The organism is Oceanobacillus sp. FSL W7-1281, assembly GCF_037969835.1.
GTDB lineage: Bacteria > Bacillota > Bacilli > Bacillales > Amphibacillaceae > Oceanobacillus > Oceanobacillus oncorhynchi.
Genome location: NZ_CP150214.1, coordinates 2799399 through 2811465 on the forward strand (window position 1 = coordinate 2799399; position 12067 = coordinate 2811465).

Annotated in this window: 17 protein-coding genes; 8 read left to right on the forward strand and 9 right to left on the reverse strand. The window is 38.8% G+C overall.

The genetic code is table 11. The features are described from left to right. The first annotated feature begins 8 nt into the window (after positions 1 to 8). The 6 genes from comGC to MKX55_RS13900 all read left to right on the forward strand — a co-directional run bounded on the left by comGC (position 9) and on the right by MKX55_RS13900 (position 2208). The gene (gene comGC, locus MKX55_RS13875; protein ID WP_339177928.1) at positions 9 to 314 is read left to right on the forward strand and encodes a competence type IV pilus major pilin ComGC; all 306 of its coding nucleotides are present in this window, start codon (positions 9 to 11) and stop codon (positions 312 to 314) included. Further along, positions 301 to 732 (forward strand): competence type IV pilus minor pilin ComGD, encoded by a 432-nt coding sequence (gene comGD, locus MKX55_RS13880; RefSeq protein ID WP_339177930.1) that lies wholly within the window; start codon positions 301 to 303, stop codon positions 730 to 732. The genes comGC and comGD overlap by 14 nt, the downstream gene beginning before the upstream one ends. Continuing rightward, positions 716 to 1054, forward strand: coding sequence for a hypothetical protein (locus MKX55_RS13885; RefSeq protein WP_339233260.1), 339 nt, complete (start codon positions 716 to 718; stop codon positions 1052 to 1054). The genes comGD and MKX55_RS13885 overlap by 17 nt, the downstream gene beginning before the upstream one ends. Continuing rightward, complete coding sequence (comGF, locus tag MKX55_RS13890; RefSeq protein WP_339177934.1) at positions 1038 to 1472, forward strand: competence type IV pilus minor pilin ComGF; 435 nt, start codon at positions 1038 to 1040, stop codon at positions 1470 to 1472. The genes MKX55_RS13885 and comGF overlap by 17 nt, the downstream gene beginning before the upstream one ends. Next, entirely contained in the window at positions 1444 to 1812 is a 369-nt protein-coding gene (locus MKX55_RS13895; protein ID WP_339177935.1) for a hypothetical protein, read from the forward strand. Before comGF ends, MKX55_RS13895 begins: the two co-directional genes overlap by 29 nt. A gap of 153 nt (positions 1813 to 1965) precedes the next feature. Then, complete coding sequence (locus tag MKX55_RS13900) at positions 1966 to 2208, forward strand: DUF2626 domain-containing protein (RefSeq protein WP_040985302.1); 243 nt, start codon at positions 1966 to 1968, stop codon at positions 2206 to 2208. Between the two features lie 86 nt (positions 2209 to 2294). Here the strand turns inward: MKX55_RS13900 and MKX55_RS13905 are convergent, their stop codons facing one another. Further along, on the reverse strand, positions 2295 to 2924 hold the full coding sequence (locus MKX55_RS13905) for an MBL fold metallo-hydrolase (protein ID WP_339233261.1): 630 nt from the start codon (positions 2922 to 2924) through the stop codon (positions 2295 to 2297). A gap of 142 nt (positions 2925 to 3066) precedes the next feature. Between MKX55_RS13905 and MKX55_RS13910 the strand changes: the two genes are divergently transcribed. Beyond that, positions 3067 to 3240, forward strand: a complete 174-nt coding sequence (locus tag MKX55_RS13910; protein WP_084612994.1) for a DUF2759 family protein — start codon at positions 3067 to 3069, stop codon at positions 3238 to 3240. A gap of 372 nt (positions 3241 to 3612) precedes the next feature. On the opposite strand, the gene MKX55_RS13915 is transcribed toward MKX55_RS13910, so the two are convergent. From MKX55_RS13915 to rpmG, 8 genes are all read right to left on the reverse strand, one after another. After that, positions 3613 to 5553: an LTA synthase family protein gene (locus MKX55_RS13915; protein WP_339177941.1), complete on the reverse strand. Its 1941-nt coding sequence runs from the start codon at positions 5551 to 5553 to the stop codon at positions 3613 to 3615. A gap of 220 nt (positions 5554 to 5773) precedes the next feature. Further along, positions 5774 to 6733, reverse strand: a complete 960-nt coding sequence (locus MKX55_RS13920; protein WP_339177943.1) for an ROK family glucokinase — start codon at positions 6731 to 6733, stop codon at positions 5774 to 5776. Further along, positions 6726 to 6938 (reverse strand): YqgQ family protein, encoded by a 213-nt coding sequence (locus MKX55_RS13925; protein WP_339177945.1) that lies wholly within the window; start codon positions 6936 to 6938, stop codon positions 6726 to 6728. The genes MKX55_RS13920 and MKX55_RS13925 overlap by 8 nt, the downstream gene beginning before the upstream one ends. 67 nt (positions 6939 to 7005) lie before the next feature. Continuing rightward, a complete protein-coding gene (locus MKX55_RS13930) occupies positions 7006 to 8451 on the reverse strand; it encodes a spore germination protein (RefSeq protein WP_339238533.1) in 1446 nt (481 codons plus the stop codon). A gap of 140 nt (positions 8452 to 8591) precedes the next feature. Beyond that, on the reverse strand, positions 8592 to 10139 hold the full coding sequence (locus MKX55_RS13935) for a rhomboid family intramembrane serine protease (RefSeq protein ID WP_339233262.1): 1548 nt from the start codon (positions 10137 to 10139) through the stop codon (positions 8592 to 8594). Between the two features lie 209 nt (positions 10140 to 10348). Then, on the reverse strand, positions 10349 to 10519 hold the full coding sequence (locus MKX55_RS13940) for a hypothetical protein (protein ID WP_339233264.1): 171 nt from the start codon (positions 10517 to 10519) through the stop codon (positions 10349 to 10351). 94 nt (positions 10520 to 10613) lie between these two features. Continuing rightward, entirely contained in the window at positions 10614 to 11183 is a 570-nt protein-coding gene (locus MKX55_RS13945; RefSeq protein WP_339177953.1) for a 5-formyltetrahydrofolate cyclo-ligase, read from the reverse strand. 69 nt (positions 11184 to 11252) lie between these two features. Then, positions 11253 to 11402: a 50S ribosomal protein L33 gene (rpmG, locus tag MKX55_RS13950; protein ID WP_040985278.1), complete on the reverse strand. Its 150-nt coding sequence runs from the start codon at positions 11400 to 11402 to the stop codon at positions 11253 to 11255. Between the two features lie 428 nt (positions 11403 to 11830). Here rpmG and MKX55_RS13955 point away from each other — a divergent pair, with 428 nt between their 5' ends. Then, a complete protein-coding gene (locus tag MKX55_RS13955) occupies positions 11831 to 12061 on the forward strand; it encodes a hypothetical protein (RefSeq protein ID WP_042534783.1) in 231 nt (76 codons plus the stop codon). Positions 12062 to 12067 lie beyond the last annotated feature (6 nt).

Sequence of the window (12067 nt, forward strand, 5' to 3'; positions counted from 1 at the left end):
CGGTTTTTATGTTAAAAAGTTCAAAAGGATTCACACTGATTGAAATGTTGATAGTTTTAATGGTTATCTCGGTAATAATGATTTTAATTATACCGAATCTGGGCAAGAAAACAGGGGATGTTCACTCGAAGGGCTGTGATGCATTAATTTCTGTCGTACAAGCTCAGGCAGATGCTTATCATATTGATACAGGCAATTTACCTTCCAGTATGAATCAGCTGGTAAGCGCTGATTATATCACCGAAGACCAGCGGACATGCTCAAACGGAAATGAGCTCTCCATTTCTAATGGTGTTGTAAATGCCTCAAACTGAACGAGGGTTTACACTGATTGAGGCATTGTTTGCATTATCCATCCTGTCGATTATTCTTTTACTCATTCCTAGGCAGCAGGTGGAGCAAATAGATAAATTCGAGCTGCAGCATTTTTTTGATACATTAGAAATGGATGTGCTCTACTTGCAAAGCACAGCAAGCACGCAGGAAAACGATATCCCATATGTACTAAAGTTTAATCCAGACAGCTACAGCATTGTGCTTGATCGGTTTAGAGAAATCAAGCGGGAATATCCGGCTCAATTTTCGTTAGTGACCTCATTTCCCAAAAATGTTGAATTCTACATCAGCGGGGTTATTAAAAATCCCCAGACGATTCGAGTAAGCTTGGCAGGAGAGCCTTATCAGATTGTATTTCCGTTAGGGAAAGGCAGATACTATGTGGAAAAAAGATAAAGGGTTTACCTTATTTGAAACTTTAATTGCGTCCCTGCTTCTATTCTCCATGCTGACGATACTTTTGCCGCTTCTCTCCATCATTGCAAAAGAACAATATAATTCCATTGAAAAAGTACAAATCACAAGTAAATTACATGATGACATGCAGGGTATTCTGGCGGGAGCGGCACCTTTTCCAGGTAACTACACCGTAACTCCTTACCAGACGCCTGCAGCCTTCTCTTTTTCGCTGGAAGGTAAGTACCTGAAAGGATGTGCAGAATGGACTAATGCAAAACAAAAAACAGAGAGTAAATGCCTTTATGCGATTATGGAGTAATACAAAAGGTTTTACGTTCATCTCAATGCTCGTTGCTATGACCATCCTGGTATTAACACTGCCTTTTGTATCTTATGCTCTGTCTGCATTGCAGCTGAAACAAACAAATACGGAAGCCTTATCTGTACAACAATTTTTTACTCAATTACACTATGATGTCATGTCTTCCTCTTCTGCGCATGTAGCGAATAACCAATTATATATCCGTGCTACTGATCGAAACGACCACACAGAAAGTATAGCCCGCGTCAGTCTCTACAATAATACGATACGCAGGCAGGTAAATGGATTAGGCCATGAAATTTATCTTCGTCAGGTTGCTGATATTACGTTTGAAGAACAAGCAAACGCTATTTTTTTAACCATTACCAAAGAATCAGGTGACGTTTATGAAAAAACGATTTACAATTATCCATAACCAGCAAGGATTTTTATTATTTCATGTCGTCTGGGTAATTCTTATTGTATTTCTTTCAATCCATTTTTTGCTTTATCATTACCATACGTCAAAAGTTGTTGCTCAAAATCAGCTGTATCATATAGAAATAGAGACACTTTTTCAAATGGCGTATCAGCAATTCCAGAATGAAACAGGTGATGACGAGATTTCTTTTCCCTATCAGACTGATTATGTTTTTCCTCAGGGAGATGTTACCATAACACTTCACAAAGAAAGAAACAATACAATTTATATCGTTTTTTTAATCAAACCAACAGAGAGCAATCATACTTATCGATTATCCCGCCCTTACGCATAAAAGGACAGGTTCAACATTAATTTGAATGATTTTTCATTGTTTTGAAATTAAATCTATGCTAATTGGGCATGATATCTATAAGAATCGTTTACAATCCTTTCTTGCTCGTATATAATAACTATGAGAACGTTACCTATAAAGGAGGGGGAAGACATGGACCGCATGTTTCGTGTTCTTGCCTTTTGGACAGGTATTTTTACAGTTATGTTTTATGTAGGTGACATGCTGAATACTGCACTATTATTCCTTGTTCAAACGGCGTTTTTCCTTACACTGAGTTACTTAAAGCTGTCTGAACGTATGTACATGTATCTGTTTGGTGCATATTGTACGGTATTTATTGTTGGATATACTTGGTATTCTGAGTTTATCCTGGTACCTGGATTTGGACATTAAAAACATCGAAAAAAGACCATCTGTATTGGATTATAGATGGTCTTTTTTCTATTTAATTCTGTTCCCGCAATAAAGATACTACCTTTCTATGCCGGAAAAAAAGGATTATTTTTCTTCTCATAGCCGATTGTCGTTGCAGGTCCGTGTCCGGGAAGAACCGTCAGATCCTCCGGCAAACGATATAATTTTTCCCTTACCGTATGCTCAAGAATATCTATATCCCCATCAACTAAATCTGTTCTTCCAATCCCCTGTTGAAACAGGACATCTCCGCAAACAGCAAAATTATCTTCAGGGAAAACAAAGCTGATGCTTCCCGGCGAATGGCCGGGTGTGTGTAATGCCTCCATGAAAAATCCGCCAGCTTCCAATGGTCCTTCTTCTAATTCTTTATCTGCCGCTTGCGCAGTTACGGGCTGTCCCATTAATTTAGCTGAACCATTTAATTTAGGTTCCCCTAACCAATCCCATTCAGCTTTATGAAGATAAACCGGTGCATTTGTAAACTCCCGGACTCTTTCCAAACCGCCGATATGATCAAAATGAGCATGGGTCAGCAATATTGCCCTCACATTCAGCTGATGTTTTTCAATGGCAGCAATAATCTTCTCCGGTTCACCGCCGGGGTCGATAACTAAAGCATCTTTTTCTTCTTTTTTGTAAACGATATAGCAATTTGCCTGGACTAAACCTACCGGCATCGCAATAATTTCCATACCTATCTCTCCATTCTTTTATAATAACTCGACAAACACTTGGAAATACTATAAAATATAAATAGTTTAACGATAATTACATAGTATTAAATACTGACTTTTTACACAAGAATAATTACGTTGAAAAGGAGGAAAATTTCGGATGAGCCATATTATATTAGGAGTTATATTTTTAGCAGTTGCACTATTAGCGGTCGTATCCGTGATTCGTCAGTTGAAATATAAAAATATACTGGCGCTGTTATTTTCTGCTCTGACTGCAGTTGTCTTTGGATTCTTCTCCATCGCCACTATTATTTCAGAAATTACGGGCTAAAACGAAATGGACAGATTCATTTTATGTTAAACAACATAAAATGAATCTGTTTTTTATTGCACTTTTAGAAGTATCTAAAAAGTGCAAGCTAACCGCTCTAACGGGTTTCATGGGGTGAGTAATCTTAGGCTCCAGAAATATACCCCGCTTTCCGTAGCGGTCGCACTAACCTGACAACATTGGTAATCGCAGTCACAGCCAGTTACACTGTGATAAAAGAGCCGAGATTCTTTATTATTGCATTTCATTTATAGCTATCGTTTTTATTTATTTTATTAAATTATTTGTGAAACAAAAGCACAAAATAGAGACAGCTGATTAATTAATTGATACAAAAAACGATGCAGGTGATGAGCACCTGCATCGTTTTTATTATTCCTCTTCCTCATCTCCAAAATCAACAAATCGGAATAAGTCTCCGTAAATGATGGAATCAGAGTAAGAAAGCTCTGTATCCACTTTTTCTTGAATGGAGTCACAAGCACTTTCTACCTGTTCTAACTCTTCACTTGCTTCTTCATCTGAATCAGTCTCTTCTTCAATAGCCTGATCCATTGGCTCTCCTGTTTCACGGTCATAACAGATTCCAGCTGTACTTACATAATCATCACTGACAAAATCGCCATTACGCAATGCGATATAGTCTTTTCTGTCATCACTGAATAAGTCATTACCGAAATAGATATCTTCACCAGGATCGACATCAAGCATGTTTAACATGGTTGGTTTCAAGTCGATTTGACCGGCAATCTCATCCATTACTTGGCCATTACCGTCTCCAGGGATGTGGATAAATAATGGTACACGCTGCAATTGCACCTGATCATAAGGAGTAATTTCATCCTGATCTAAATATTGGGCCATCGCTTTATTATGGTTTGCGCTGATTCCAATATGGTCACCCATAATGACGATAATAGAATCTTCATACATACCGGATTCTTTCAATTCATCAAAGAATTCTTCAATAGCCTCATCCATATAACGTACAGTTGGGATATAACTGTTCAGTGTATTGGAATTGGAATCAAATTTATCAATTGTTGCATCTTCCTCATCTAATTCAAACGGGAAGTGATTTGTCAGTAAAATCATTTTTGAATAGAACGGCTCTTCCAGATCCTCCAGAAGCGGGATAGATTGTTCAAAGAACGGTTTGTCTTTCAAACCCCATCCTACAGAATCTTCTGGTGTGACATCGTATGACTCCTCACCAAGGAATTCATCGATTTCTAAGCTGTCATACATTGCGTCTCTATTCCAAAAGCTTTTATTGTTCGCATGCAATACGGAAGAACTATAACCGGCTTCTTTAATCATTTCCGGGAAGGAATGATAATCATTTCCTCCGTGGGTAAAGAATACAGCACCGCGGGACAGCGGGTACAATGAATTTTCTACTAAGAATTCGGAATCAGATGTATTCCCCTGACCAGTTTGTTCATAGAAATTGTCAAAGTAATACGTATCCTCATCTTGAGCTAAATCATTCAGGAATGGTGTAACCTCTTCCCCATTTACTTCACTGTTCATCACAAAGTGTTGCAATGACTCTGCATTAAGGAAAATAATGTTTTTATCCTTCGCAATACCATTCATTTCTTCACTGCGCTCGTGATCTACATTTTCTTCTATAAATTCCTGAATTTCAGGAATTTCATTTCCGTCAGCAAAAACACGCTGTGATTCATTTTTTGAGTGAACAACAACATCGTATACATGATAGTTAAGCAGCCCGATATTTTTCACTAAATATTCACGGTCGAAACCACGGGTGAATAACTGTGGTCTTTCCATTTCTGCTAAGAAAAAGTTACCTGCAAGTAAAACTAATGAAAACGCCAGAACCCCGACTTTTCCGCTTCTAGGGTACAAGACAGATAAATTTCCTGCAAATTTCTTACTTATATACCAGACAATCGCCACATCAGCAAATATGAACAGGTCCCATGGCTTAATCAAAGTTAAGATACTGGATCCTAAATCTGTCATATTGCTTCCCATAAATAATTGCGGGATGGTGATAAAGTCTGTGAACTGGCGATAGAATACCAGATTTGCCCAGACAATCAGTGACATTGCCAGCATCGCATACCGAATATATTTCATTTGTCTGGAAGACTTTTTAAACCAGACCCCTAATGCCAGTATTAAGAATGCTGACACAAATGGATTAATAAACAGAATTAATTCCTGCATGGAGTTATCAAGTTCAATATTAAATACAAATCGATAGACAATATACGTTTTCAGGCCAAGAAGTAACGCCGCTATGACATAGAGCGGTATCTTTGGCTTTTTAAATCGTTTCATTATATCCTCTCCTAAATAATAAAAACAGGAATTCGAGTTTATCCTCTAACATACTACTTCCCATTTTATAAACTAATGTAAACCTACAATTAATGAATTCTACATCTTTTTCATACGATTTGGCAAGCAAAAGGTTTCACATTAAATCATTTTATTTTAATACCCGTTCATAAATTACTATTTTAGTAGATAATCTAAAAAAATCAAGTCTGAAAATCAATTAACTATTATTTTCATATACCAGATACGCTCCGCCAATAATGCCTGCATCATTGCCGAGCTGACAAACTTTAATCGTGCATACCTCGCTTATCCTTGGCAATGCGTGTTTTCTGAATGCTTTTGTAACAGCGTCAATTAAATAATCCCCTGCATTGGAAACCCCGCCGCCTATCAAAATATTGGAAGGATTAATAATCATTGACATATTTGCCATCGCTTTCCCTAAAACATCTGCGGTATAGTCAATAATCTCCTTAGAAGCCTGGTCTCCCTGTTTAGCCAGCTCAAAAATATGCTGGGTGGTAATACTTCCCTCTGATTGAAATAATTTCGCCAATTGGGATTCCGGGTTTGTCTGCACCTTTTCCATTCCTTGTCTGACGATGCCTGTTGCTGATGTAATGGTTTCTAGACATCCTCTTTTACCGCAGTTACATAAATGACCATCCTCTAATACTTCGATATGGCCAATTTCGCCTGCCATTCCATTGGCACCATTTAAGATGGACCCATTTGCGATAATTCCGCCGCCAACACCTGTACCAAGTGTGATGGCAATTAAATTTCTGGATTGATTCCCTGCACCGACCCAGTTCTCTCCTAATACGGCAATATTGGCATCATTCTCAGCATAAACGGGAACGTTCGCCAGTTTTTCAAGCTCTTCCGCTAAATGAATATCTTTCCAGCCAATATTTACAGCTTCTGCAATAATACCGGCATGCGCATCTACAAAGCCCGGTGCTCCGACGCCAATTCCTTTTATAGAAGCATCCTTAAATGACGGTGTCTGTAATTTTGATTCAATGCTTGCCCAAATATCTGAAATGATATGGACCCCTTCATTTGTTAAATCCGTAGGGATTTCCCATTTTTCAATGATATCTCCATTTTTTGTAATAAATCCAATTTTAACGGTCGTACCGCCGATATCTACGCCTGCTAATAGTTCACTCATTGTCTTCCGTCCCCTTTTTATATTCTCTTATCTCTTTTTTCAGAAGCAATAACGCTTGTTGAAATTGCTCTACACTAATTAATTTCCATTCATATAGTTCATTTATTTCCATTATCATTAATTCTAAATCACCTAAACGGTCTGCTGTATAAATAAAAGTACCAAACTTCAGCAGCAGCTTTCGTACATCGTGTATATTTTCCATACTATCACCAAAAACATTATACCAAAAGGGCATGAAAATGGGAAATGCGAAAAAGACCCAAATCGAATCAACGATCTGGATCTTTCGGCCGTAATATGGATGGACGCAGATGTCTCTCTGGTAATGGAAAACGAATAAAGGTATCACGCATATTCTTTGCGGAAAATGGAACCAGCGGCCAGAAATAAGGCGTATCCAACGTTCTCATCTTTATTAAAAATAACAGCCAAATGGTGACACCGACAACATATCCGCCGACGCCGAATAAAGCCGTTGTAAATAATAAAAATAAGCGGACAAGGCGGTTGGCCATGCCTAATTCATAGCTCGGCGTGGCATACGAGCCAATGGCTGCCGTCGCAATATATAAGACCACCTCATGGGAAAACCAGCCGACTTCTACCGAAACCTCACCAATCATAATCGCAGCTACTAAGCCTAGAGCGGTTGCGAGCGCTGATGGTGTATGAATCGAAGCCATTCTCAAAATATCCAGCCCCAGTTCGGCGATTAAAAATTGAACCAGCAATGGAATAACACCGGAATCTTCCGGTCCGATAAAATAAAATGCATCGGGCAACAGGTCTGGCTGTACAGAAAATAAATAATATAACGGCAGGAGAAGCAATGAAAAAAATATGGCGATAAATCGAACAATACGTAAATACGCTCCAACACTTGGCTTTTGACGATATTCCTCTGCATGCTGCAGATGCTGCCAAAACGTTGTTTGCGTAATCATCACACTTGGGGTTCCATCGATAATAAGCACAATATGCCCCTCTAAAAGGTGAGAAGCGGCTGTATCAGGCCGCTCGGTATAACGGACCGCAGGGTAGGGATTCCAATAACGGTGGCTAAAAAATTCCTCAATTGACTTTTCTGCCATTGGAAGCCCGTCTGTATCTATCCCGTCTAGTAACTTTTTCAGTCTCTCCACCTGTCTGGAATCAGCTATATCCTCTATGTAACTAATAACCACATCTGTTTTAGAGCGTCTGCCAACCTGTGTAAATTCCATTCTTAAAGAGCGGTCTCTGACTCGGCGTCTTGTTAATGCTGTATTAAATACGAGTGTTTCCACAAATCCATCACGGGGCCCTCTGACAACCCTTTCCAAATCAGGCTCTTCCGGAGACCTTGCCGGATATTCCCTTGCATCAATGATAATTGCCCTATCCAATTCATCTACAAATAAGACAGTGGCTCCAGAAAGGATAAAATCAACTATTTTATCCATCTCCTTCATTTCTTCCAGCTCAATATAGGGAATATCTCTCTTCACTAATTTTCGTAATGTATCGGTATCCAGCTCATTCGGTTGAAGTCTTTGCAGCGATTGCATAATATAGAGCATGATATCGTCTTTTGCAAACCCGTCGACCATAAACATAGCCATATCCTTCCCGGCATAGTTTAAGTCTAAATTAATTATGTCAAAGCTTTTATCCACTCCCAGATAAGACTTTAGATAAGAAACATTGGTCTCCAGACTTGGAGCTACTTTTTTCATCTGATTGGTCAATTTTATCACCTTACATCATAGGATGTAGATAGTTTATATCACCAGATGAAAACTATACATGCTACATCATTTAAAACACACTAAAAAAAACCAAACTGCCGTTCACATTCAGCAGTCTGGTTTTTTAATCAGTAAGATTGCAAATCTTCCTTCAGCTTGGATAATTCTTCATCATCTGGAAAATGGGTTAAGCCTTCATCAATAATGGCTTCGATTTCTGCGGTGCTTGCGCCTTGCCTTGAATATAAAACAGCCAGGTTATTGTACATTTGCGGCAGTCTATTGTCGTATTGAACAGCCTCTTCCAAATCCTCTGCAGCCTCTGTATACTCCCCTTCTTGAATATACGCATATGAACGATGGAAAAGGAAATAGGGTATCAGCGTCTCATCATTCGTATCCTCCAAAGCTTCTGTTGCAATGGAAATGGCTTCGTTAAACTGATTCTCTTCTAATTGCATCTCTACTTCAATTAATTTCAACTCTGGAGATGAAGAATTGAAAGACCAGCCATAAATAAATAATCCAAGACTGAGCACAACAAAGCCAATCAAGGCAAGCAGCTGATTCTTTTTATTTTTTTTGTTTGGAACATAGGCTGCTGCAGCAATCAAAAACCCGCCGGCAAGTCCGCCAAGATGCGCTCCCATATCGATTTCAGGAATAGTAAATCCAATCACAAGGTTTATCCCTAAAATAAGCATGATATTAAAGCCCATTGTCTGAAAGAAAATTTTCTTATAAATCAATCCAAATAAGAGAAGTGCGCCAAACAGAGCGAATATGGCGCCCGATGCCCCTGCTGACACATTGATAGAAAAAGCAAAGCTTGCAATAGATCCTGTTAAACCGCCCAGGAAATAAATAAAAAGAAACCGGATCCTCCCGAATATTTGTTCAATGGCTGCGCCAAGGTAGAATAAAGCAAGCATATTCATCATCAAATGAAGGAAGTTCAGATGTAAAAACATCGATGTGAAGAATCTCCACCATTCTCCTTCCATGACAAGCAGATTAAAATTTGCCCCCATATCAATTAAATGCTGTGTATTCTCCATTTCTCCACTGGTTATTTGAAAAATAAAAATGAGTACGTTGAAAGCAATCAATATGTATGTAAACAACGGTTTCGAAAATGAAAATACTTTCTTGCGATTCTCCATTTCTTCCTGCATTTCTTGAAATAAAATATCTTTCATGCGCTTTGCGGCAGTTTCTTTATCAGTATCTGTTACATATTTTTCTCTATCCGAAGACAATGAAACATGGAGATCAAGGTTTAATTGGCTGATTTCTTCCTCTTCATTTGCTTCAGTAAGATAATATGTATGCATCTTAGGATCTTTCTTTGTTCCTTCTCCCCGCGGGTGCTTTACGTCTTCCCAATCATCCACCGGCAGTTCTTCTGCGATATAAATCGAATAGAAGACAGCATTTGAGCTAGCAATAGCTTGCCTGATCCGCTGCATCTGCTGGTAGGCAATCTGCGAATCCTGACGCAGGTGATTCGACCAATCAAACGTTTGCGGCTTCACTCGAATAATAGCGGATTTTCTGTCAGCTTTGCGCTCCAGCCAGATTTCATCCGTTTGATAGTCACCGGCAATAATTCGAAAACCTTGTTCTGTTAATTTATTCACCAGCTCATACGCCCGATATTGCATATGTATGTCCATAAATCATCCTCCCCTCTTTGAAGCATACCAAATATTTATAATCAGGTACAATTTTCCGTTTGCAGCAAACCAGGATGCAATGATAATTTTTAAACAGGTTCGTAAGGCATACCTGTCTTGCCATCCTGATTAAGCTCTCGCTTCGATTTGCCGGCAAAGAGGGAGCATGCGGATGAATGGCGGAGAAAATAAAAATGGTAATTTAGAAATTAAACCGTTTCCTTTTTCTTTTCCCACAAAATCATATTACCAAGCAGCGGTACCAGGTACTTTCTCCCCTGTTTCCAATTTAACATGCGGTTTAAAATGCGGTATCTCCATTTCATAAAAAGGAATGCAATGGATAGCAGCATCGCAAATACAAAGATAAAGCGCATCATTTTCCTGACCTCCTTCGAGATAGTACCCTTTTTGAACAACCTCTTTTACATCTTTTATTGTCAACGAAGAAAGCCATCTTATACATCAGATATGCTATTTGGAAGTTTTTATAGTTCGTTTCTCTGTTATAATCAGCTCCACAGGCAAATCATGGCTTTCTCTTGGAATACGCTCAACGAGCTGCTTTTCCGTGCACAGTGAAATCGTTACACCCTTATAATCAGCCAGCATACGATCATAATACCCGCCGCCATAGCCGATGCGATAGCCGTCCTTGTCAAAAATAACACCAGGCACCAGCAGCAAATCGATGTCAGCAGGCGCTATGGGTGTCGTTTTTTCTGGTATAGGTTCTTTTATTCCGGCATAGCCAGCTTCGATTTGATCGAGCTGATTCCAAGCATAATATTGCATTTCTTTCGTTTTCACAATACATTTAGGGGAAGCGATTATCTTCCCTTTCTCCCATGCCTTTTCCATGATGGAAGATGTAGCCCACTCCTGAGCCGTGGAGATTGTGATGCCTATTGTCGCAGCCTGCTGAAATACAGGACTTGCCACTAATTGATTCTGCAATTTTTCTTCTATATTTTTCCGTTCAAATTCCGACAATCCGCTTATATACGTCAGCATATGCTGCCGAAGCATCTTTTTTTCTGACATGAGAAATCCACCTCCATGGATAAAAAAACTCTTATCCAATAATATCAGATAAGAGTTTTTCATGAATGCTTATTTAGTTTCACGGTGTAGGGTATGTTTTTTAAGACGTGGTGAGTATTTCATAAGCTCAATACGTTCCGGATTATTACGTTTGTTTTTTGTAGAAATATAGTTACGATCTCCTGTTTCCGTGCAAGCTAACGTTATATTTACGCGCATATCTATCCCTCCAAACTTTTCAACTTGCCTTTTTACATAACTGTACAGACTTTAATTATATTATCAAAGTTTCTTCAATTTATCAAGAATGTTTCTTCAAAGAATCCTAAAACTTTTCAAGCGCTGATCTATTAGAGATAAAGCAGACGTTTATCAAGATTTCTCCAGCTTTTAGCATAGTCACTTCTTTTAATTTATGGTATAACTATAAATGATACATAAAGTGCGTGTTCAAAAAGTATCCAATGGTATTCGGCGGGACGAGTAATTGCAGCAATGTGGTCAGCTTATGCAGCCGATGCGACGGGCTAAGGCGGACTCTTTACGCTGCGCTTTCGCGGACGCGGGCGTTCTTCCTTGAAGGTCAATATATCGCCGCGTATCATTTGAAGGCTTTTGAACATCCTCATAAAAGGAGGGAATTAAAAATGTTAGTTGCCATTTTGGCAGTTGTCGTCATTGGAATTGTTCTATTTATCCTATCATTCTTTATTAACGATCGTCTGGAAGAAGTAGAGAGTCAGCTTGAACAATTGTCTATTACAACAATGCAAGATACATATCAGCTGAAAAAGAAAGTATCTGTTTTAGAAGAAGAATTATTGCCTCAAAATATATCTGACGACGCTGTATCGTCTCAACCTAAAAATAATAATTAGAGGAGT